Source organism: Streptomyces sp. NPDC094448 (genome assembly GCF_044763775.1).
Classification (GTDB): domain Bacteria; phylum Actinomycetota; class Actinomycetes; order Streptomycetales; family Streptomycetaceae; genus Streptomyces.
Map to the genome: position 1 here is coordinate 182,089 of NZ_JBIWGU010000001.1, position 22,349 is coordinate 204,437.

General features: G+C 68.3%; 15 protein-coding genes and 1 pseudogene. 10 read left to right on the forward strand and 6 right to left on the reverse strand.

What is annotated here, in order from left to right; genetic code table 11:
- Positions 1-567 precede the first annotated feature (567 nt).
- From ACIQ9E_RS00735 to ACIQ9E_RS00765, 7 genes and pseudogenes are all read left to right on the forward strand, one after another.
- Positions 568-2,022 carry an NAD(P)/FAD-dependent oxidoreductase gene (locus tag ACIQ9E_RS00735; protein WP_403699803.1) on the forward strand — a complete coding sequence of 485 codons (1,455 nt, stop codon included), beginning with the start codon at positions 568-570 and terminating at the stop codon, positions 2,020-2,022.
- A gap of 43 nt (positions 2,023-2,065) precedes the next feature.
- Positions 2,066-2,839: a class I SAM-dependent DNA methyltransferase gene (locus tag ACIQ9E_RS00740; RefSeq protein ID WP_403699806.1), complete on the forward strand. Its 774-nt coding sequence runs from the start codon at positions 2,066-2,068 to the stop codon at positions 2,837-2,839.
- A 58-nt stretch (positions 2,840-2,897) separates the two neighbouring features.
- Positions 2,898-4,694 carry a hypothetical protein gene (locus tag ACIQ9E_RS00745; RefSeq protein WP_403699809.1) on the forward strand — a complete coding sequence of 599 codons (1,797 nt, stop codon included), beginning with the start codon at positions 2,898-2,900 and terminating at the stop codon, positions 4,692-4,694.
- A gap of 167 nt (positions 4,695-4,861) precedes the next feature.
- A complete protein-coding gene (locus ACIQ9E_RS00750; RefSeq protein WP_403699812.1) occupies positions 4,862-6,205 on the forward strand; it encodes an aminotransferase class III-fold pyridoxal phosphate-dependent enzyme in 1,344 nt (447 codons plus the stop codon).
- 8 nt (positions 6,206-6,213) lie between these two features.
- A complete protein-coding gene (locus tag ACIQ9E_RS00755) occupies positions 6,214-7,020 on the forward strand; it encodes an APH(3') family aminoglycoside O-phosphotransferase (protein ID WP_403699815.1) in 807 nt (268 codons plus the stop codon).
- Between the two features lie 335 nt (positions 7,021-7,355).
- Entirely contained in the window at positions 7,356-8,066 is a 711-nt protein-coding gene (locus tag ACIQ9E_RS00760; RefSeq protein WP_403699818.1) for a PIG-L family deacetylase, read from the forward strand.
- A 43-nt stretch (positions 8,067-8,109) separates the two neighbouring features.
- Positions 8,110-8,514: pseudogene (locus ACIQ9E_RS00765) on the forward strand (DUF371 domain-containing protein); the annotation flags it as partial.
- Between the two features lie 652 nt (positions 8,515-9,166).
- On the opposite strand, the gene kamB reads toward ACIQ9E_RS00765, so the two are convergent.
- Positions 9,167-9,943 carry a 16S rRNA (adenine(1408)-N(1))-methyltransferase KamB gene (gene kamB / locus ACIQ9E_RS00770; RefSeq protein WP_403699821.1) on the reverse strand — a complete coding sequence of 259 codons (777 nt, stop codon included), beginning with the start codon at positions 9,941-9,943 and terminating at the stop codon, positions 9,167-9,169.
- A 447-nt stretch (positions 9,944-10,390) separates the two neighbouring features.
- Here kamB and ACIQ9E_RS00775 point away from each other — a divergent pair, with 447 nt between their 5' ends.
- A complete protein-coding gene (locus tag ACIQ9E_RS00775) occupies positions 10,391-11,626 on the forward strand; it encodes an MFS transporter (RefSeq protein WP_403699824.1) in 1,236 nt (411 codons plus the stop codon).
- A gap of 196 nt (positions 11,627-11,822) precedes the next feature.
- Here ACIQ9E_RS00775 and ACIQ9E_RS00780 read toward each other — a convergent pair whose 3' ends face one another.
- Entirely contained in the window at positions 11,823-12,287 is a 465-nt protein-coding gene (locus ACIQ9E_RS00780) for a TrmH family RNA methyltransferase (RefSeq protein ID WP_403699827.1), read from the reverse strand.
- Between the two features lie 252 nt (positions 12,288-12,539).
- A complete protein-coding gene (gene allB, locus ACIQ9E_RS00785; protein ID WP_403699830.1) occupies positions 12,540-13,892 on the reverse strand; it encodes an allantoinase AllB in 1,353 nt (450 codons plus the stop codon).
- Between the two features lie 766 nt (positions 13,893-14,658).
- Between allB and ACIQ9E_RS00790 the strand changes: the two genes are divergently transcribed.
- Both ACIQ9E_RS00790 and ACIQ9E_RS00795 read left to right on the forward strand, forming a co-directional pair.
- Entirely contained in the window at positions 14,659-15,993 is a 1,335-nt protein-coding gene (locus ACIQ9E_RS00790) for a DUF1214 domain-containing protein (protein WP_403699833.1), read from the forward strand.
- A gap of 98 nt (positions 15,994-16,091) precedes the next feature.
- Positions 16,092-17,486, forward strand: a complete 1,395-nt coding sequence (locus ACIQ9E_RS00795; protein ID WP_403699836.1) for a DUF1254 domain-containing protein — start codon at positions 16,092-16,094, stop codon at positions 17,484-17,486.
- Positions 17,487-17,896: 410 nt separating this feature from the next.
- Here ACIQ9E_RS00795 and ACIQ9E_RS00800 read toward each other — a convergent pair whose 3' ends face one another.
- The 3 genes from ACIQ9E_RS00800 to ACIQ9E_RS00810 all read right to left on the reverse strand — a co-directional run bounded on the left by ACIQ9E_RS00800 (position 17,897) and on the right by ACIQ9E_RS00810 (position 22,292).
- On the reverse strand, positions 17,897-19,321 hold the full coding sequence (locus ACIQ9E_RS00800; RefSeq protein WP_403699839.1) for an aldehyde dehydrogenase family protein: 1,425 nt from the start codon (positions 19,319-19,321) through the stop codon (positions 17,897-17,899).
- A 52-nt stretch (positions 19,322-19,373) separates the two neighbouring features.
- Positions 19,374-20,624 (reverse strand): cytochrome P450, encoded by a 1,251-nt coding sequence (locus ACIQ9E_RS00805; RefSeq protein ID WP_403699842.1) that lies wholly within the window; start codon positions 20,622-20,624, stop codon positions 19,374-19,376.
- Between the two features lie 492 nt (positions 20,625-21,116).
- Entirely contained in the window at positions 21,117-22,292 is a 1,176-nt protein-coding gene (locus tag ACIQ9E_RS00810; protein ID WP_403699845.1) for an acyltransferase family protein, read from the reverse strand.
- Between the last annotated feature and the right edge of the window lie 57 nt (positions 22,293-22,349).

Consider the following 22,349-nt stretch of genomic DNA (forward strand, 5'->3'; position numbering starts at 1 on the left):
GGGGTTTCGATGTGGTTGCCGGTGTCCGGCCCCACGGCGATCCGGCCGGACGGTGGGTGCCGCAGCGACGGAACGGCCCCACTCTCCACGATCATGGAGTTTCCCATGTCCCACGATCTGCTGGGAAGAGGATGCCCACCGAGGCATCATTGCCGACCGTACCCGCCCTTGACCACCGGATGACCGACTCGGATGTTTCCCGCCCGAAGTGCCGCGTCCACGGAGACGAACCGCGGGGAACACCTGGTCCGTTCGGTACGTGTGGAACACCCCGCACCGGGGAAGGAAGGCCCGCGGCGGCTCCGCGACCGGTCCGGGGGCGATCCGATAGGACGGAGTGCTGGATTCCGGAGTACGCTCCATCTGTTCCGGCGTGTTCGATCTCCTTGGATCCAACCACTTCCGCTCACCAGCCACCTATGTCAGGATCAATCGAGCCCCGGGGGGAGCCAGTCCGCTGCCCGCACACATATGGCGATCCGCTCCATGGTGTGCGTTGTCAACGTGTAGGACTTGTCTGCCGGCTATTGATCCCGAGGTTCGGATACTTTTCCATGGGGGATGCGCATGTCAGGATTACCCATTGAGAATGCTGCCGCCTACGACGCTGTCATCGTGGGAAATGGTGCACTGGGCCTCTCGCTCGGCTTAGCCCTCGCGCGCCAGGGAGTGAAAACGGCAGTAGTCGGAGAAGCCGCCCGCCCCTTCGCGGCATCAGCCGCGGCAGGCGCGATGAACGGGTGCTTCGGCGAAGCCACACCGGGGCTCTTGCAGAGCCGCTACGGCCGGGCGAAGCTCGCCATGGACGTACGAGCCACCAATCTGTGGACCGAGTGGGAACAGGGAATCGTCGAGGAATCCGACGAAACGTCCCTCCGTAGCGCCAATGGCACCGTCGTCATCCTGAACACGATCGGTGTACCGGAGATCGACAGTGCCGGATACGCCTCCATCCGCGCGGCACTGGACGAATACCACGAGCCCTACGAGGATCTCGATCCCGAGGAGCTCGACTGGCTGGACCCGGACCCGGTGTCCCGCCCGCTGAAGGCCATGTTCATCCCCAACGAACATGCCATGAACACCCAGGCCCTGCTGCGCGGACTGACCACGGCGTTCACCCGCGCCCACGGCACTCTGATCGACGCGCGGGTCACCGACGTCCGTATCAAGGGGGACCGCGCCGAGGGCGTCGTGCTCTCGACGGGCGAGATTCTGCACACTCCCTCGGTGGTACTCGCCGCCGGAGCCGCCTCGCACGATCTGCTCGGCTCCCTTCCGCAGGACATCCGTGAGCGGATCCCGGGCATGGTCTCCGGATACGGCGTCGCCCTGCTGATCGAGACCGTCGACCACAAGGTGCCGGACAGCGTCATCCGCACCCCCAACCGGGCCTTCGCCTGCGGACTGCACGCGGTGCCCCGGGAGAACGGGCGCATCTACCTCGGCGCCACCAACAACATCTCCCCCGAGCTGCGCGACACCCCCGCGATCGACGACCTCAACCTGCTGCTCGGCTGCACTCGCCAGCTGCGCAAGGATCTGGTGGACGCGCGTGTCGACAAGATCTACGTCGGCAACCGGCCGGTCCCGCTCGACGGCTTCCCGCTGCTCGGCCAGGCCGGTGTGGAGGGCCTGTGGCTGATGACCGGCACCTACCGTGACGGACTCCACCAGTCGCCGCTGCTCGCGAAGGACTTCGCGGCCCGCCTGACCGGCAAGCCCCACGATGCCGAGCTGGACATCTTCACGCCGCTGCGGGCGCCCATTCAGGCGATGACCCGGGAAGAGTGCCTGGAAGCCGCGGTCCAGCACACACTCGCCCTCGGATACGAGCACGACTGGGGCATCCCGGTCGACTGGCCGCCGGTGATCGAGGACCAGCTGCGCCGGCTCTACACCGAGGCCCTCGACGAGTTCGATCCCGCGTTCACACCGCCGCCCGAGCTGCTCGCCTCGGCTTCTCCGGAGATCAACGAGGCGCTGCACACGTACTACCGGGCGTACGGCGAGCGTTCCTGAACCCCGCCCGCACCGCGCGGAACCGACGAACGAGTGTGAGCAGGTGGGCGAAGTGAACCAGGGTTTTGACGATCCGGACCGGACGGCGTGGGGAAGCTACTGGGCGGATGTCCACGATGAGTGGATGGGCGCCTCGATCGACCAGGACTGCCTCCTGACGCTGAAGGACCTGGCGAATGGCGGACCGGTCCTCGAACTGGGCATCGGTACGGGCCGGGTAGCCATACCCCTGGCGCTGTCCGGACTGACCGTCCATGGTTTCGAGACATCCACCGAGATGATCGAGAAATTGCGCGAAAAACCTGGAGGGGACCAGATCAAGGTCATCCAGGAGAACTATGTCGACGTGAATGTCGAAGGAAAGTACCGACTGATTCCCTGGATCGACTGGGGGCCGTTCCTCCTGCACTCCCAGGAGGAGCAGATCCGCTGTGTCCAGAATTCCGCGGACCATTTGGAGGACGGCGGCTACCTCGTCATCGAGATGCCCACCAGAGTCCCGCTCCCGGACCATCAGGGACCCCATGGCAATGAGCATCTGCTGATCGAGTCCATTACGTCCACCAGCGTGGGGCTCTGGGCGGTGGACTACAACCCGCTGGATCAAACACTCTTCACGCAGCAAATCCTTCTGAAGGACGGCTCGGTACGGCTGCAGCCGGTCCCGATGCGCTATGTGAGCCCGGCGGAAATCGACCTCATGGCCCGTATGGCCGGGCTGAGGCTCGCATACCGCTGGAGCAATTGGCAGAGGGCGGAAATGACCTCCGAGAGTTCCACGCATATATCGGTCTACGAGAAGCCGGCGCAACCGTAGGATCGTTCTCTCGGATACGGATGCGTCTGCCCCCTGGAGAGAAGTGAGGAGTGATGGTGTGACCACCCAACAGGGCAATCAATCCCCATTAGCAGAAGAGCCTGGTCTGCAGGGCGTCCTCGACCCGGATTATCTGGCCCTGGGGCTCGGCGGCACCAATATGATGGGCATGCTCTGGAGCGTCGCCATGGGGCGTCGGGCCGTCGGCGTGGAGATGCGTGGTGAGCCCTCTCTCGGAGTGCACTGGAACATCCGCGAGGACATGTTCCACCAGCTCGGACTGATCGATCAGCTGATGCTGGAGCGGTACGGCGAGGACGGTGTTCCCCGCCTCGGCGACGGCAGGCTCTTCAGGCTCGCCGAATGCTTCTACGGCCCGGACACCATCGCGGGCCAGATCTCCGCCGACGAGGTGGTGACCTCGTTCGAAACGCGCATGCATGTGGGCGGAACGATTCACCACATCGAGTTCATCGACGACCGGTGGAAGAACGGCGCTCCCCACCGCACGATCACGGTGACTCCGCCGCCGCCGGCCCCCGCCGTTCCCGACCCGTCGATGATCCGGGAGGACCTGGCCGAAGTACTCGACGGTCCGTCCACCTTCCAGACGGCGGCATCGGAGCTGCTGCGGCTGTGGCGGCGCTATCTGGAGAAGCTGGAGGAGATGGACCTGGCGAAGGGGATGGAGACCCCCCGGGTGCGGCTCTTCCTGAATCACCGGGTGATCACCGAGGAGGGCGACGGTTTCGTCGACGAGCCCGACGGCCGCAAGCGCATCCGGATCGAAGAGGTCCAGGAGCTGGACTACCGGGGCAAATTCGTCCGTATGAGGCTGCCCGGCAGCGTACCGATCGAGATCGGTGTCCCCGAACTCTTCGTCGTGGCACAGGGCTTCTACAGCAGTGACGCGGAGCGGCTCGGGTTCGCCCAGCGCGATGTCCTGGTCGACCACCAGGACGGGCGGGGCGAGGTGGTGGCCCAGGCCGACTTCCTCGCCGGATTCTGCGAAGTACTCGTCGACGGCCGCTTGCGGCGGCGGATCTCCACGGAGTTCGACGAGGACGGGAACGAGTACTGGGTCCGTCAGATCGCGGTGGGGCACGAGAACGACCCCGAGGTCGGCTGGATTCTCGTCCAGGTGCCGGACTTCGAGAAGTTCGATCCGATCGCCGAGGGCATCGTCCCGCCGGAGACGGACCCCGCGTCGCCGGAGTACTTCGCCGGTTACCAGCAGCTGCTCTACAACTGCTTCATCAAGCACGCCGCCGCGGTGCTCGAACTGACGGAAGAGGATCTGAACGAAGTCCAGATGGACTACGGTCCGAAACTGTTCAGCCTCGTCGAGCGCATCGGTGACGACGCGCTGCTCGCGTCCAACGGCGTGGTGGCGGGGGACTCCTTCGGCAACGGCCACTTCCTCACCAGCGGTGGCGCCAACGCCGGTGTGATCGGCCACAGCGCACGGATCCTGCGCTACTGGCAGGACCGGGACGAGGGCGTCCCCGCCGAAAAGGCCATCCGGGTCCTGGCCGATGCCATCAAGGTCGACACCGAGGCGTGGCTCGCGGTGAGCGCGTCGGAGTTCAGCCAGTTCGCGCCGATCAACTTCGGTGCCGAGCGCATCCAGCAGATCGCCGATTCCAGCGGAATCGACGTGACCGACCGCGCGAACATGGTCGACGCCAGCCGCCGCTTCCGCCACTCGCTGGTCACCCTCGACTACTCGGACTGGCGGCGGCTGTTCATCCGCGGCGGCCGACTGCACACGGCGCCCCTTCCCCCGCTCCACCCGCTCCATCCCGACGCGCGGAACACGGCACCGGACGCGATGGACCCGGCGCGTACCGCTTAGGCCCTGTCCGGGCGATCTTGCCGGGCCCGCGACGGCAGCTACGGCACTCCACCCGGGCCTGCGGCCCGGGTGGCACCCCGCGCTGCGTTGTCGGAGTCGCACACCACGACCACCTCATGGCCTCGAGGCGGGGGGCACAGACCTGCCTTGGAAACGGAAGGAATGAGATGACCAGCAACACTCAGAACAATCTCGAAACCATCGAGCGCGCCCGCCGGGTCACCGCGGCCGAGGACTACGACATCGGCACCCGATTCCCTTCCGTGTTCGTGAGCGCGCAGGGCTCCTGGATGACGGATGTCGAGGGGAAGCGCATCCTGGACGTCACCGCGGCCAGCGGCGCACTGCTGCTCGGCAATCAGCACCCGCGTGTTGTGGAGGCGGTCACCAACGCCGTCCGCAATCATGGTGCCGTGTTCGCGAGCACCCTTTCGCCGCAGCGTATTGAGCTTGCCGAGCGGCTGGTCGAGCGGTACCCGGCGGGTGAGAAGGCCGTGTTCTGCAAGACCGGCTCGGAGGCGACCACCACGGCGATCAGGCTCGCCCGTGCCTACACCGGCCGCGACCTGATCCTCACCTCCGGATACCACGGCTGGCACGACTGGCAGCTCTCCTACCTGAACATGGGCTTCGACCCGCGTACCCGGGTGGCGAACTTCGGCTACAACGAGACGGCGCTGCGGCGCTTCCTGGAGGAGTTCGGCAGCGATATCGCGGGGGTCATCGTCACACCCGAACCCGCCTGGCTCGGCGTCGACTACTACAAGAACCTCTCCGATATCTGTGCCGAGTACGACGTTCTCTTCATCATTGACGAGGTCATCACCGCACTGCGCTGGGGAGCCAAGGGCCTCAACGGCACCGGCGGTGTCCCGGCCGATCTGATCACCGTCAGCAAGGGCCTGAGCAACGGTCACGCCCTCTCCGCCGTCCTCGGCCGGCGCGAGGTCATCGACGCCTACGACAAGGCGGGTATCGCGGGTACGTACACCCGTGAGGTACCGCCGATGGCAGCGGCTCTCGCGGTGCTCGACGAGATCGAGGACGGCGAGGTCCACGAGCGGTGCGAGAGGACGGGCAAGCGGCTCAAGGAGGGTATGCGTGACATCCTCGCCAGGGTCGGCATCCCCGCCTACGTGACCGGCCCCAACATGATGTTCGACGTGGTCGTGGAGTCGGAGAGCCTCTCCTGGGACCTCTACCGCGCGGCCTACGACTTCGGTGCCTACTTCGAGGACAGCGGCACCCACATGGTGACCGCCGCCTACGGCGATGCCGAGGTGGACCATGCGCTGTCCGCCTTCGAGAAGGGTGCCGAGCAGGTGGTGAGCAGGCTGGACCTGGCGCCCGGCGATCTGCCCGACGCGCGGAAGCTCGCCTTCCCGCTGGAGGCGTTCGGCGGCTCGCTCAAGGACAGCGAGGGAGTGCTCAAGCGCATCGACGAGACCGTCGAGCGCATTGCCCGGCGTGACAAGGACCAGGGCAACGCCCTGGACCCGGCCTGCGGCTGAGACCGGATATGGCCGGGCTCCCGCGCACCGTGATCAACCCGCCGGGAGGGGGCGGCGACCTCGTCGAGGTCGCCGTCCGCTCCGACGGCACCGCCGTCCACCGGGTGGATCGCAGGGGTGCGGCCTCGTACTTCGTCAAGACCACACCCCTGCGCGACGAGAACGACCTGCGGTTTCATCCGCCCAGCGAGGCCGAACGGCTGGTCTGGCTGGGCGGGCAGGGGTTTCCGGTTCCCGAGGTGATCGACGTCGGTGCCGACGGTGACACGATGTGGCTGGTCACCACGGCGGTGGAGGGCCGGCCCGCGGCCGACTGGCCCGACCCGGCGGAGCGGCCGGCCGTGCTCGGTGCCGTCGCGGACTTCACGCGCGCACTGCACGCGCTCCCGGTCGAGGAGTGCCCCTTCGACCGCGGCCTCGGCATCTCCCTGCGCTGGGCCAGGACCGCGGCCCGTACGGGCAGGATCGACCTGGACGATCTGGACGAGGACCACAGCGGTTGGTCGGAACAGCGGCTGCTCGACGAACTGGAGGCCGCCGAGCCTCCGCCCGAGGACGAGCAGGTCGTCTGTCATGGCGATCTGTGCCTGGACAACGTGCTGATCAACCCCACCACGCTGGCCGTCTCGGGGGTGCTGGACGTCGGCCGGCTCGGGCGGGCCGACCGGTGGGTGGACCTGGCCATCGCGCTCCGGGACATCGACGAGGAGAGGCCCGGTGGTGGGGACGCCGGCGCGTTCGTACGCCGTTACGGCCTGACCGGTGTCGATGAGCGCAGGTTCCGGTACTACCGGCTCCTCGACGAGTTTTTTTAGGCCGTGGCGCACGGGCGGTGCCGTCCGCCCGGAGCCTGCCACCCCGGGCACCGCGCGACGGGTGACCCCATCCGGGGAAGGGAGCCGTTCCCGGGCACACCGGGTGGGACCTGACCGGATGACCAGGTACGGACCATGACGACCAGGTACACACCATCAGGAGGCGGGGACATGGGAGCGGCGCGGCAGCGCAACGCCGACCCGGAGAGGGTCGCGGGCTCGCCGGGCGTGAGCCCGGCGGAGGGTGTCCACGGCTTGTGGAGCACCGGCGGGGGCCCCGCCGCGACCCGGGTCGACGCTCCGCCCGGCCGGCGCCCGTGACCGGCCCTTCCCGGGTGCTTCTGCTGTCGCCGCACCCCGATGACATCGCCTGGTCGCTGGGTGGCACCGTGGCCCGGCTGCGGGAGACGGGCACCGAACTCGTCTGTCTGACCTTCTTCAACCGTACTCGGTACGCACCGGGCAGCCCGGCGCACGGCGACAGCGACGCGGTGACCCGCGTACGCCGTGCGGAGGAGGACAGGTGGGGGGCCCTCACCGGTGTGCGGCTGGAGCGGTGCGAGCTGGCGGACGCGTCCCTGCGCGGCTACGACGACGACACGGAGATGGGCGCCGAGCCCGAGCCCGAGGTCGTCGCCGAGGCCGCCGCCCGCCTGTCGTCGGCGCTCCTGCGGCTGAGGCCGGACGCGGTTCTCGCGCCGCTCGCCGTCGGCGGACACATCGACCACAGCGCAGTGCGCCGCGCGGTGTCCGGTCCGTTGCCGGTGCCGGAGGACGGTCTTCTCTGGTACGAGGACCTCCCCTACGCGTTCGGGGCCGATGGGGCCCCGGAGGGGCACCCGCTCGTGGTCGGCATCGCATCGCACGAGACCGACAGGGACGACGGCGTCCGGTGCTATCCCTCACAACTTCCCGACGAGGTCCTTCCGGTACTGCGCGCGCATGCCGCACGGGTGCGGGGCGAGCGACTGTGGGCGGGAACGCCGGCCGCCCGCGATCGGTTCGGCCGGGGCCTGGGACGGGTCGTGGGCGGTGGTTCGGCGTAGGGGCTCACCGCGTCGCTCCAGGGGCTGGGATCATTGCGGTGGAATGCGGCCCGCGAGTGAGGGGAGCGACATCGTGTCGTCACGGGAACTGTTGCGATTGCGGTGCAGAGGCCATCAGGAGATCCGGGCCAGCCACGACAAGACGCTGGAGTTCGCCACCGGCACCGACATCACGGGCCGGGCGACCTGCGTGGTCGGTGTCGCCGCCACGGTGCGGGGGCCCTCGGCCACCGGCCTGGCCGGTCCCCTGAGGATCACGCTGACCGCGGGCGGCCACCGCGTCACTCTGCGGGCCCTGGGCAATTCCGCCTGGCAGCCCGGTTCCAGTGCGGTGGTGCGGCGCAGCTCCAGACGTCTTCCGAACACGATGGCCACGGACGCGGATCTCGCCGCGGCCGATCTGCCCCGCGAGATGCTGTACGCGCTCAGGGACCCGGACGGCGAGATCGACGTCCTGGTCGAACGTGACCGGGAGACGGCCGAGGGCTGCATTGTCCTCTACCGGACCGGGACGGGCGACGAGGCTCGTCTGGTCGCGGAGACCGCCGCCGCCGACACGGTGATCGCCCTGGATGTGCCCGCCGGCCGGCTGCTCTCCGCCCAGGGGGTGGCGGTCGACCCCTGGGCGGCGGCCGAGGGAACGATCGGCGAGGGCGGACGTCTCCTGGCCGTGTCGACGATGGAGAGCCACAATCCGGTGATCGGGCGGCTGCTGGCCGCTGACCGGGCGGCAGTCGAAGTCATCGGACTGCCCGAGGAGTTGGCGGTGGCCGCGGCCTCACCGCGGGGCGGGCCTGTCCTTCTTGCCGCCGCGGAAGGACAGCGGCGGATTCTCCCGGTGCTCGCCGCCCACCGCTCGTCCCGGGTGGTCTTCAGGACCCCGGCCGCCGAACTGCCGAGAATTCTGGAGAAGGCCGGAAGCACCCTCGGCATCGAGACCGCCGCTGTCGCGGCGGTCTCGATGGCCGAACGTCCCTGGTGGGGACCTGTGGCTACGGCGGCAACCCGGCTGTCCGCGGGTGGCGACGTCCTCTGCTGTGTGGATCCTTCCCCGCGGGCGGATGACTCCCACGAACCGGGATTCGATCAAGCAGCCCTGGTCAGAGCGCTGCTTGCGCAGTCTGTGTCCCACAAGACCCTGGCACTCGCCTTGGCTCGGCTGCCGAGCTGGACGCGGAAGCGTGCCTATGACTTCGTGCTGGAGGCAGCACGGGAGAGCTGACATTCACCACACCGGTCAGGGCGAGCACGTCCAACTGGTCGCGTGCCGAGTTCAGGCGGCGTGTCCAGGAGGTGGAGAGGGCGGCGATCTCCTCGGCGTCGAGGTACTTCGCCTCGTCGAGCCGCCATCCGGCCCGATCCAGAACGGGAGCCAGGTCCGTGAAAGCCGACTCGCCGGTCGGCTCGGGATGGTCGCCGACCTCCGGAACGGCAGGGCGCCAGGCATGGAGATTCAGGGTGATCAGGAAGGACGCATCCGGCGCGCAGGCCCTCGCCAGTCCCTCCAGGATCACCGGATCGGAGCCGAGTACTCCACGCAGCAGGCTGCCCCAGGGCATCAGGATGTGGAGTTCCCTTATCTCGGACAGCGCCTCGGGCAGCCTCTCGGCGGCCGCCCATAGGTAGAGGAGATTCGGCAGCCCGCCCTTGGCCGGGTTGGCGGCGGCCTTCGTCGCCATCCGGCGCATGTTGTCCTTGGTGGCATCCAGCCCTATGACCAGCTGGTCGGGCCGTCCGCGTGCCAGATGGTGCGCGTGTTTTCCGTCGCCCGTGCCGACGTCGAGCACCACGCCACCACTGTGACGGGCCGACAGGTCGTTGAACTCCGCGTCACTGACCTCGACGACCCGCTTGCCGATTATTCGACGTAACGTCATATATCTCTACACCCAACCCATTTGGCGTCTGTACACGCGTGGCACAAAGTGTAGGGCCGACGCTCGTGCGCCGGAATGAGGACAGGAAATGTGCTGATCACAGACGTGATCGGCGGGTGGGCCGCGGTCGCGGCGGTCACGGTCCGCGCCGGTGTGCGACCTCCCGGCGGGATCGGACGCCGCCTGCGCGCTGCCCTCCCCGTCACCCGCATCCCCAGGACCTCGGGGTTTGCTCGCGGCCGCGAATAGTGACGGATGGCCGGATCATCCCAACGAGTCGCTTTGATGACGTGACCGCCCCAGTCATCCGGTCGTTTCAGATGTGTACAGCGACACGTCGACTGTCCAGGACGTGCCGTTCGGGTGGCTTCGCGGCCCCGGGCGGCGTTAACCGTCGGCGCGGGGACGTGGGGCAGCCGGAGAAGCAAGTCAGTCGAGGTACCACCTATGCCGTCCACACCGACAACGTCGTCGCCCACCGAGGTCGAGGAAGGGAACGGCCCGGTACCCAAGCGGCTCGCTCGCACCCTCTACACCTATGTGTTCCTTGAGGACTTCATCCTGCTGTACCCGGTGTACGCCCTCCTGTTCACCGAGCACGGGCTCACCGCCGCGGAGATCTCGTCGCTGTTCGTGATCTGGTCGGTCACCAGCTTCCTGCTGGAGGTACCTGCTGGAGTCTGGGCCGACATGGTCTCCAAGAGGTTTCTGCTCAGCACGGCTTCCGCGCTGGTCGGTTGCGGCTTCGCCCTGTGGACCGTCCTGCCGTCGTACCCGTCGTTCGCCGTCGGCTTTCTGCTCTGGGGTGCCGGTGGCGCCCTCCGCTCGGGGACCCTTCAGGCCCTGGCCTACGAGGAGTTGGAGAAGGCGGGCGCCGCGCGCTCCTACACCCGGCTCATGGGCCGGGCGCGGGGCCTCGGTACGGCAGCCGTCGCACTGGCCACCGCGCTGGCCTCCCCGGTGCTGGCTCTCGGCGGGTACGGTGCGGTGGGCATGGCGAGCATCGTCGTCTGCGCGCTCGGCATCGTGGCCGGGCAGGCGCTGCCGGAGACTGCCGGCGCGAGTGCCTCGTCGCCCGATCCGGAGGACGAGGCCCATCCGATCGCCCTGCTGAAGCAGGGCTTCGCCGAGGTGCGCGCCTCCCGCAAGGTGCTGGGCGCACTGGTGCTGGCCTCGGTGACGACGGGTGTGGAGGCCATGGACGAGTATCTCCCTTTGCTGGTCGTGGACATGGGCGCGGCCGACACGATGGTGCCCCTGCTGCTGCTCACCGTGATGGGGGGAATGGCCGCGGGCCAGTACTGTGCGGAGCACGGTTCGGACCATTGGCTCGGCCCGGTGCTGCTGATCGGCTCGGCGCTGCTGGCGGTGGGCGCCCTCTCCGGCCACCCGGTCGGGATCGTCCCCGTGGCCGTGGCCTTCGGAGCCTTCGAGTGGGCCCGGGTCCGTACCGACGCTCTGCTCCAGTCCCGTATCGGCAACCGCACCAGGGCGACGGTCAGTTCACTCGCGGGCCTGGGGATGGAGGTCGTCGCCGTCCTGGTCTTCGCGGGCTATGCCCTGGGGTCGGTCTGGTGGGGGCCGAGCCGGCTGCTTGCCATGGCGGCCGTTCCGTACGTCTTCATCGCCATCGTGCTGATCTGCCGTGCGCCGGGGAGTGCGACCGGGAAACCGGTCCGGTGACCCCGGGCTTCAGGGGGCGGCTCCACTGCCGCCCGGCCGCCGCATCGCCCGGCCCCGGGACGGTGTTCCTCGTCCACACCGTCCCGGGTCCCGTGGAACCCGGTGCGTCCGCGGCCGCATCCGACGGCCGGTCCGGACAGCGGGGTAACTTCGGGGGCATGACGGCCGCACGGTCACCGATCGGGCCCGAGCGGGGTCAGCCCTGGGGGTACTGCCGGCAGTATTCGTAGATCGCCATCCCGGTCGCCGTCGCCACGTTGTAGCTGTGCGGCATGCCCCACACCGGTATCTCGACGCAGTCGTCCACCCACTGCAGTTCCTCGTCGGTGATGCCCGTCCGCTCGTTCCCCACCACGAGTGCCGTCTTGCGGGGGAAGGCGTAATGGTGCAGATTCTGCGAGTTGCTGGTCTGCTCCAGGGCGACGAGCCGGTAGCCGTCCTGGCGGAGCTTCTTGAGTACGGATGTGAGAGTCCTGCGCACCTCGATATCGACATGGTGTGCGCCGTCGCGGGCCACCCGCTCGTCAACCCGCCCGTTTCCGCAGGCGACTATCTTCTTGATGCCGCTGCACCCGGCGGTGCGAACGATGCTCGACAGGTTCGCGCGGGTGCGTAATGGCGCACAGACGATAAGGAGTTCACGATCTCGATCAAGCGTCACCGCAGGCTTGTTCCGGATGTGCTCAAACATGCGTGCAGACTATACGGTCATCAGACAGGCGGAGCTGGGACTCCCTTGCGGCTGAGGGACGTTGGGCCGCGCGAGACGTCCGGAACCGGGTGGCGATGAGCGTCGTCGGCCCCGAGCTCCGGCGGTCGAACGGGGGAGAGCCGCCGGGGGCGCGGCGTACCTCCGGACCCATCCCCGCCGCGGAGGCCCCGAGGAGTTCGCCGGACCGGATCAGGGCGGAGATCACCGGCGAAGTCGGTTCTGTGCGGAACGCTTCAGCAGGGCGCCGCGAGGATGACGGAAATCGACGGGCTGTCCGCGCAGCCAAGTCCGGCGGACCACCCCGTACAAGGTGCGGCCGGCATAGGGCGTTCCCGGCAGGAGGTGAGCGAGCTTCGCCGGATCGACGGTGAACGTTTCGTCCGGGGCCAGGAAGCAGAGGTCCGCGTCACGGCCGGGTGCGATGAGTCCTTTGGTGGGCAGCCCGGCGAGTTGAGCAGGCCGTGTCGACATCCAGTACGCGATCTCGGGCAGAGAGACCTGCCGCTGCCGTGCCGCTGTCCATGTGGCTGCCAGGCTGACCTGGAGCGAGCTGATGCCCCCCGGAGCGCTGACGAAGTCTCCGCCCTCGTCGCGCTTGTCCGCTGTGGGAAACGGCGAATGGTCCGATACGACCATGTCCAACGCCCCTCTCCGTAGGCATCCCCAGAGCCGCGTGCGGTTCTCGGCGTCTCGTATCGGCGGACACACCTTGAAAGCAGTGGCTCCGTCGGGGATGTCATCCGCGCTGAATGTGAGGTAGTGGGGGCAGGTCTTGGCGGAGATGGCGATACCGCGGCTTCTCGCCCGGTCGATCATCGCTGCCGAGTCGGCAGATGACACATGCACAATGTGCAGCCTGGCGTGTTCCGTCCGGGAAGCGATGTCGATAACACGTTCCACGGCCTTGGTTTCCGTCTCCGGCGGGCACCCGGTCAGGTACGCGTGGTAGTCGGTCGCAGAAGAGGGGGTCGGGTGGAACGTGTAGGGGTCTTCGGCATGGACCAGCAGTGTCGCGCCGATCAATCCCAGTTCGGCGATCACATTCGCAGTCTCTGTCGAATTCAGAGGCGGGAATTCTTCCATCCCGGTGTCTGTCAGAAAACATTTGAATCCGAGTGCCCCCGCGTCGTGCAGATCGCGCAGCAGGTGGATGTTGTGGGGGGTCACTCCTGCCCAGAACCCCACATCCACATGGCAGCGGCCTGCCGCGGCCTGTCTCTTCGCTTCAAGGGCCGGAACCGTAACAGTCACGGGAAGGCAGTCCAGGGGCATGTCGACGAGTGTGGTGATCCCTCCTGCGGCGGCAGCGCGAGTGCCGGATTCAAAGTTCTCCCACTCGGTGCGACCGGGGTCCTGGAGGTGCACGTGAGTATCCACCAGACCTGGCAGCACGACGATATCGTCCCCTAATCTGATATCGACTTCTGCCGGGATGGTCGCCTCGATGTCCTCCACCATAATGATTCGGCCTGCCGATATTCCAATGGCGGCAGGAACCTCTCCGTCGGATGTGATGACACGTGCGGCGCGGACGACCCTGCTGATGTTCGCCATGACCGGCTCCTTGTCCTTCGGTGGAGTTGCCGAAAAACTGAGAATACTCCTGTGTGCCCCTCTTTGCGGACCGGCGGCGGAAAAAGGGCCTGCAAACTGCGGTGTTGAGCTGGGCGCCATGGAGCAGCGAGGACAGCGGTTTCGTATCGACAGTGGCGAAGGACAGCAACGGATCAGGGGCCGGTCGGGTGTATGCGAAGCCACGGCGATCGAATTCACGGATGACCGGAGGTCGGTGACTTCGGGGCGGTTCCGGTAACGGACTCGGGTCGTGGGATTGGGCTCCCCGGTCCAGCCGGAGGCGGGCTTGTTCCGGGTCAGGCGCCTGGCCCGCGCAGGTGCTGAGTGCATTCGCAGCGCCATCACCGCCACCAGCCCTGCGACGACCACCAGCGTCGAACTCCGCTGCTCCGAGCCGGATCGGAATGGTGTGCAGCCCGGTCGGATCCCGGCCCGACTTGCACCGGTTGCCGGGTAAACGCGCTTTCGCGGACAGGCCCGGGTTCCGGGATCACGCCAACCATCCTGTGTTGCCTGTGCGATATCGCCCTGGGCGGGAGGCCGTGTCTGCGCTGATCGGCATGAACCGGTGTGCCTCGGTGTGCAGTTGTGTGTCCCGTGCGTATCGGACAGCCGGTGCTGTGCGCGGGAGTGTTCGGGTTTGTTCTGGCCCGGGGGATTGGTAGTTGCGCTCTGGCCGGTGCGATGGAGCACCGGTTCCGGTGGTACTTGGGGCCGCCGTCCGGCGGGAGAGACGAGGGATCTGATGAGCGGCGTGGACGACAAGGTGCTGTACGGGCGGGCGTTCGAGGCGGTGGTATGGGGGATGCCCGCGGTGAACTACCGGCTCATGTACGACGCCGGGAGCCGTCCGGGCACACCCGGAAGCAACAAGATCGTGTGGTGGCCGGGGCTCATGGACTGGCAGAACCAGAGCCTGACCCCGAACCCCGACGTGATCTACGTGATGCCGTTCTTCGATACGACGAACGGGCCCGTGGTGCTGGAGATCCCGGCCGCCACCGACACCTGTTCCATCAACGGCAGCGTCATGAACTACTGGCAGGCCGCCATCGAGGACGTCGGATCCGCCGGACTCGACAACGGAGCCGGAGCCAAATACCTCATCCTCCCGCCCGGATACACCGGCATCATCCCCGACGGCTACACCCTCCTCCAGAGCGACACCGTCCAGGGCTACGCCATGGTCCGCTCCACCCCCACCGACCACAGCCCGGAATCCATCGACGCGGCCGTCGCCTACGCCGAGCAGGTCGCCCTCTACCCCTACACCCCGGACGGCGCCACCGGCCAGACCATCCGGGTGAGCGTGCTGGGTAAGTCCTTCGACGCGGAGATCCCCTACGACGACTCCTACTTCGCCACCCTGAACACCCTGGTACAGGCCGAACCCTGGCTGGAACGGGACCGCGCCCTCATCGACACCCTCTCCTCCCTCGGCATCACCCAGGGCGAAACGTACGCGCCCGACCAGGCCACCCTGGACATCCTGACCACGGCGATCGGCGACGCGAAGACCTGGCTGGACGCGCGCTACGAGAACCTGTTCACGACCCCGCGCTGGCCCGGTACCCACTGGTCCGTTCCCGTCCTGCCCGAGCTGAACACCAGCACCACCAACGGCTTCACCCTCCGCAGCTCCTACCCTCTGGACGACCGGGGCCTGGCCTTCACCTACGCCTTCTTCTCCCCCCGCCACCTGGGCAAGGGCCAGTCCTACCTGATGGCGCTCGCAGACCAGAACGGTGACCCGCTCGACGGCGGACAGAGGTACCGGCTCACCGTCCCCAAGGACGTCCCGGTCAGCCAGTACTGGTCACTGACCGCCTACGACCGCGGCACCCACACTTTCCTCCGGACGGACCGGCTCAGCTCCTGCTCCCTCGACACAAGCCTGGACCTCAACGAAGACGGGACCGTCGATCTGTACCTGGCTCCCGCACTGCCGGACGGTGTGAAGGAATCCAACTGGATCACCACCCTGGACAGCACCGGGTTCGAGGTCATGTTCCGCCTCTACGGGCCCCAGCAGGCGTACACCGACGGCACCTGGACCCTGCCCGACCTCCAGCGACTCTGACCGGCCTGCGCGGCCCCGTCCCCGGTGCCGTCGTGCCGTCGGCAGCGAGGGAACCCGAAGAACTCCGCGAGAACCCGGAAGAGAAGGAAGGCAGGGACATGCCCGCATCAATCTCCGGCCCCGGCGAGGACACCGTCGACGCCACCACCGACGCCTACGTCTTCGGCTATCCGCTGGTCCTGATGAACCTGACCAGGCTGGCCCAGACGAACACCGTGAAGGCCACCGACGACGTACTCGCCCCCGTCAACCAGTTCTGCCACCACACCGAACTCCCCGACCCCAGCGAGAAAGCGGTCGTCCGCCCCAACCTCGACACCCTCTACTCGGTCGCCTGGCTCGATCTGACCGCCGAGCCCATGGTGCTGTCCGTGCCCGTCATGGAGAACCAGCCCGACAACTCCCGGTACTGGCTCATGCAGCTCATGGACTACTGGACGAACACGGTCCAGGACCCGAGCAGCATCCTGCCCGGCACCGACCCGCGCACCGACGGCAACGGGGACCAGAACTACACCTACGTCCTCACCGGCCCCGGCTGGCAGGGCACCGTCCCCGACGGAACAACCCAGCTCACCTTCCCCACGAACACCGTCTGGCTCGCCGGCCGCACCGAGATCCGCGACAACTCCCAGGAAGAACTCGACACCGTCAACGGCTACCAGCACCGGATGAGCCTGCTGCCGCTCAGCGTATGGCCCGACCCCGACCACACCTACGTCCCCCCGGACGGCACCTACGACCCCAACCTGTCCGCCGACCCGCCGTCCGACCAGATCGCCGAGATGGACGGCACCACCTTCTTCACCACCCTCAAGACGCTGCTCGCCACCACCCCCCTCAACCCCGACGACCCCGACATGACAGACCTCCTCGACTCCATCGGCCTCCTCCCCGGCAGCACCCAGCGCCTGCCCGACGCCGCCACCCTCCAGCAGGCCGTTGAAGCGGGCCAGCAGCGCATCACGTCCCACGGCGGAGCGCAGACGGTCAACGGCTGGAGCCTCGCCACCACCGGCGTCGGCACCTACGGCACCGACTACGACCAGCGCGCCTACATCGCCCTCACCGCACTCGGGGCCAACCTCCCCCAGGACGCCATCTACCCCTCCACCGCCCCCCAGGACCCCGCCCCCGGCACCCGCTACACCCTCACCTTCGCCCAAGGGCAGACACCCCCCGTGGGCGCCTTCTGGTCCCTCACCGCCTACGACAACGACGGCTTCCTCATCACCAACGACGAAGGCGTCTACTCCATCGGCCACCGCACCCCCACCCCCGTGCCCGACCCCGTCACCGGCGACACCACCCTCTACATCCAGTACGAACCCCCCGGGGACACCGTCGACCCCGCCAACTGGCTCCCCATCGACAACACCGGAGACTTCAACCTCATGCTCCGCCTCTACGCCCCCCAAATCGACCAGATCGACCCCCCTGGCACCTGGACACCCCCCATCCTCACCAAGGTCGCCGACACCCCCATCGCCTGACCCCTCCCCGACCGGGGGGTGGCGGTGACCGGCACCCCCCGAATCCGGGCACCCGCCCGAATCCCCCGCGGGCCGGGCACGCGCGTTCCCCGCCGGGCCGCCGGCACCCAGCTGAAGCCCGCCGCCCTGTACCGCATGAACCCTATGACCCGTACTTCTCTCAGAGAAGGTGAAGCCCGCGGAATCGGTCGACAGGACGTTGTCCGTGCGTACTCGAGCAGTTTCCTGCCTTGCCGCGGAGGGCGAGGGTGAGGCGAGGCAGTGTGCCGGTCCACCGCCGGAGCGCCACCGGTTGCCCCGTGGCCGGCTCGGCCAGGTCGTTCCCGGCGGCGGGCGCCGAGGCCGGTGCGCCCTGGACTCCGGACCGGTTGGCAGCGGCGGCCGGGAAGGGCGCTGTCAACGCCGACGCGTCATGGCAGCCGGTGCGTCACCTGTTTGATCCGGGTGTACATCTCGAATCCATACCGTGACAGGTCTTTGCCGTGGCCGGACCGGCGGAAGCCCCCGTGCGGCAGCTCCGAGGGGAACTGGAGGTGGGTGTTCACCCATACGGTTCCGTAGTCCAGTTCCTTGGTGAGCAGCATCGCCCTGCCGTGGTCGGTGGTCCAGACGGCTGATGCCAGACCGTAGGGCGAGGAGTTGGCCCGGTGCACAGCGTCCGCCTCGCCGGCGCAGCGTTCGACGGTGATCACAGGTCCGAAGATCTCCGTACGGGTGATGTCGTCGTCTTCGCGTACGCCGGCGATGACGGTGGGCGCGTAGAAGAACCCCTGGTCGCCCACCTGGTGGCCGCCGGTCAGTAGTTCCGCGTGCGATGGCAGTGTGTCGATGCAGCGCTGGACGTGTGCCAGGTGGTCGGGGTTGTTCAGCGGGCCGTACGCGCTGCGGGGATCCGATGGCGGGCCGGGGCGGTGTGCGGACGCCTCGGTGACGAGTGCCTCCAGCAGCCGGTCGTGCACCGTCCCGACCGCCAGGACCCGGCTGGCGGCCGTGCAGTCCTGCCCTGCGTTGCTGAATGCCCCGGTGACGATGGTTCGTGCGGCGGTGGTGATGTCGGCGTCGGCGCAGACGAGGACCGGGGTCTTGCCGCCGAGTTCGAGGTGGGTGCGCTTCAGGGTGGCGGCCGCGCGGGTGGCCACCTTCACGCCGGTGGCGGCCGACCCGGTCAGCGAGACGAGCGCGGGCACCGGGTGATCCACCATGAGCTGCCCTGTGGCGGGGCCGCCGCAGATCACATTGAGTGTGCCCGGGGGCAGGACACCTGCGGCGAGATCGGCCAGCAGGAGTGCCGACGACGGGGTGGTCTGCGCGGGTTTGAGGACGACGGTGTTCCCGGCGGCGATCGCCGGAGCCGACTTCAGGACGGCCATCAGCAGGGGGAAGTTCCACGGGGCGAGCTGGGCGCATACTCCCACCGGTTCGCGCCTGGTGTAGGACGTGTGGTCCGGCGTGTACTCGCCGCCCGCGATGCCGTCGAGCTGCCGGGCCGCCCCCGCGAAGAAGCGCAGTTCGTCGACGATCACGCCGATCTCGCCCGCGGCGTGGCGGCTTCCGGTGTCGCGGAGTTCGGCCTCGCTCAGTTCTGCGGCGTGGGCGGCGACGGCATCGGCCAGCTTCAGCAGCGCCGCTTGGCGATCCGCGGGTGTGGTCCGCGACCAGGTGCCGAAGGCGGTCGCCGCCGCGCGCATGGCGAGGCCGACATCCTGGGACCCGGTGCACGGCGCGTACAGACGCGGGCCACCGGTGCACGGGTCGAGCACCTCGATGTGCTCGGTGCCGGCGGCGGTGCCGGCTCGCCTGCCGTTGACGACGTTGCGGATGGTGGGTGCTGTCACGCGGTGTTCTCCTGTCGGCTCTGGGGGTTGGCCGCTGCTCTTCACCGGTGTTTCAGTCCTCGCCGGTGACACGGAGGGAAGTGAAGCCGTGGAAACCGAGGTTGTTGTTCCAGTCGGCCTCCTGCGGTGGCACTGTCAGCTCCGGCCATCTGGTGTACAGGGTGCTCAGCGCGATGCGGGTGGTCTGGCGCACCAGGGGGTCGCCGAAGCACAGATGCCTGCCGATGCCGAAGGTGAGGTGCCGGTTGGGCAGCGGCCGGTCCAGGACCAGTTCGTCGGGACGGTCGAAGACGTCGGGGTCGCGGTTGGCCGAGGCGATGTACAGCAGCAGGGGCTGTCCTTCGCGCAGCGGGACGACTGTCCCGTCGGACGCGGTGTAGTCGAAGTCCGAGCCCGCGACCCGTCCGACGAACGAGACCGGTGTGCATACACGCAGGAGTTCTTCGACGGCGGGGCGCGCTGTCGGGGGGTTCAGCAGCAGCTCGCGCTCGGTGGCGGGGACGGAGTCGAGGGCATGGACGCTGTTGCCGATGAGGTAGCGGATGGACGCCACGCCCGCGAACAGCAGCAGCGCCGCCTGTGCGACCACATCGGGTTCGGAGAGGCGGCTTCCGCGTACTTCGATCTGCCGCAGCCGGTGCAGCAGACCGCCTTTGGCGCGGGAGAGCCGTGCGCTGCTTTCGGACGCCAGGAAGGCGGCGAGTTGCCGGGTGCTCTCCCTGGTCCGGTACAGGTGCTCGACCGGAACCGACGTCGAGCCGAACAGGTGTGCTATATCGTCGGTCCAGCGGTTGAGATCCTGGTGTACGCCGACCGGCACGCCGAGCACATCGGCGATCACCATCGCGGGTAAGGGAAAGGCGAAATCCGCTATGAGGTCGAATCCCGCGGGGTCGACCCGGTCGAGCAGTTCGTCGACGATGCGCTGGATGCGTGGTTCGAAGTGTTCGTCGGTGAACGGCGCATAGCCCCTGTTGACCAGTCGGCGACCGCGGGTGTGCTCCTTGCCGTCGTGGAATGCCAGCCACCGTCCGTAGATGCCGAGCAGGTCCGCGAACTCGTCGCGCTGTTCCGGCGGGAGGAAGCGCAGCGGTACGTCCGCGCGGGCATTGGACAGCCGCTCGTCCTGCATCAGCCGGGCACAGTCCTCATGACGGAACATGAGCCAGGCACCGCCGAAGATCTCCCGTGCCCAGTGGGCCGGGCTTTGCTCACGCATCAGTGCGTAGAAGGGGAAAGGGTCCTCGATGTACTGGACTCTGTTGTGCGAGAACCCGTCTGCGGGCAGGGAACCGGATGGCATGGCAGACCCCCAGAGTCCGAACGGCGGAGCAGCTTCCGAGGCGGTTGGGCGGGGCACTTCGAGCATGGTCGGCCGTCGGGGAACCAGGTCCTCGTGATCGCAGGTGCGTGATGCTCGGAGCGTGCCCCCTCGTCTGTTCCGGCGCGTCGGAGCCCGGCCGCCCGCCGGCTACGGCGACGTGTGCCGATGGCTTGTTCTCGGGCTCCGCCCGGACGGGCGGGTTCGGACGAGGTGCGCGGGCCGAGGCGGTGCCGCGGCAGGCGCCGCGGCGGCGTAGCGCCGATCGTCCCGTTGGCCGCGCGTGCCGTCCATGGCGCATCAGGGGGCGCACGCCAGCGGTCGAGGGCTCGCGAGGCGCCCTGCCGTGCGCTGCCGTGCGCTGCCGTCTTCCGACTGTGCGGGCGGGGCCAGCCCCGGGGCAGGGACCGCTGTCCGCCCGTTGCAGCACGGGCGCCGCGGGCTATGTGGTGCGTCGGCGGAGAGATGCCTGCCTCACTGTCGACTCTTCGGCTGTTTCACGGTCAGGGATACCCTGCGCGGCCGCGCCCAGCGTTGTTGCAGAGGTACTTCCACAGCGCGGTGCATGAGGAAAGCGACTCCCTGCGCCAGGGCTGTGCAGATGGCCGTGGCGACCGCCGCACCCCAGACCGGCAGTACGGTGTGGGCGCCGATGAGTTCCCGTACGAGCAGCAGCACCGGCAGGTGGACGAGGTAGAGGGCGAAGGACGCCTCGCCGAGGCGGACCGGTACGGGCCGGGCGAGGACGGTGGACCGCCCTTCGGCGTCGGCTGTGGCGAGCGCGCCGATGAGCAGCGCGAGCGGGACCGCGCACAGGGATCCGGCCGCATAGGTCATGGGAAGCAGCGGAACGACGGCGACGGCGGCCACGACGAGCAGCCCGGTCAGCCACCGCGGCACGGCCGGGAATGCGTTCCGCAGCACCAGCCGGGCGGTCACCGCGCCGAGGGCGAACTCGGCGATCCGGACCGCCGGGAAGGCGTGGACGAACCAGAAGGCCGTCGGGCTGACCGGCAGCCAGTCCATCGGGGGGCCGGTGAAGACGAGGGCGACGGTGGGCAGTGCGGCGATGAGCATCGCCAGGGCCGGCCAGACCGCGCGCAGTGCTGTGCGCGGGAGCCGGACGGCCCTGGTGATCAGCAGCGGGAACAGCAGATAGAAGAAGGCTTCGCAGGAGATCGACCAGGCAGGGGCGTTGAAGCTGAAGTAGACCTCGGGGTCGGGGGCCCAGCTCTGGAGGAGGAAGAGGCCGAGGAGGGCGTCGGCGGCGTCCTGGTCGCCGGGGACGCCGACGACGGGGGTGGGGCGGCCGGTCACCAGGAACAGTCCGATCACCGCGGACCAGGCGACCGCATGGTTGGGGAAGATCTTCCAGAACCGCCGCCGCCAGAAGGCCCGGGGCCGGTCACCGGCGGTGTGGGCCCAGGTGAGGACGTAGCCGGAGAGGACGAAGAAGCCGCCGACGGCCGGTCCGGCGATGAGCTGGGTCGAGAAGAGGAGCTGTCCGAGTCCTCCTTCGAAGAAGCCCGAGTTGGAGCTCGTATGGCAGAGCAGCACGCAGTACGCGAAGACCGCGCGGAGGCCGGTGAGTGAGGGGAGCCGGCCGGGCGGTCCGCCGGGTGCGGCGGTAGGTCCGGTGCCCGTGGTCATGGGCGGCCGGCGAGGTCTTCGAGTGCAGCGAGTGTGCCGTCGCGCCGGGCCCGCCGC